Annotated in this window: 1 protein-coding gene; it reads right to left on the reverse strand. The window is 29.8% G+C overall.

The features are described 5' to 3' along the window. The coding region (locus FUA24_RS07815) for a ComEC/Rec2 family competence protein (RefSeq protein WP_148541190.1) at positions 1 to 691 on the reverse strand (691 nt) is incomplete at both ends.

The following is a 691-nucleotide window of genomic DNA, read 5'->3' on the forward strand; positions in this document are numbered from 1 at the left end:
AATTATAAACCCAAAAGCATCAGCTAAAAACTGGGGTAATACGTTAATAGAAGCTAATAAAATTATTAAAATGCCAAAACCCAAAATAAAGCCAAGTAGCGGAATTATTACTAGGTTTGATATGAAAAACAACCCTGGAAATTGATGGAAATAAAACAGGCTAATTGGTATAATACCAAACTGTGCCGAAATTGTAACGGTTAAAGTTTGCCAATATATTTTTAATAGTTTGTTTTTTGGTTTCCAAAGTTTATTTAGCATAGGTTCTATGGCTACAATTGCAAAAACGGCTAAAAAGCTTAATTGAAAACCAACATCAAAAATAAATAGTGGTTTAAATAGTAATATAACAAATATTGATATAGCTAATGTGTTATAAACGTTTGTGGGTCTTTTTAAGTTTACAGCAATAGCCACAATACTAAACATGGTAACAGCTCTAGTTACCGAAGCCGATAAACCAGCAATGACAGCAAAACCCCATAGAGTAGTTAGTAGAAATATGGTTTTAATTAAATACCCTTTTTTTAAACGTTCTATAGGTTTAAATAAAAAATTTAAAATGAGAAAAATAATACCAACATGTAAACCCGAAACAGCTAAAATATGAATAGCTCCAGCATTGGTATAGTTGGTATAAATAGCCCTGTCAATATTTTGACGTTGCCCTAAAAACAAAGCATTAATAATA

It is taken from the genome of Seonamhaeicola marinus, from assembly GCF_008085455.1.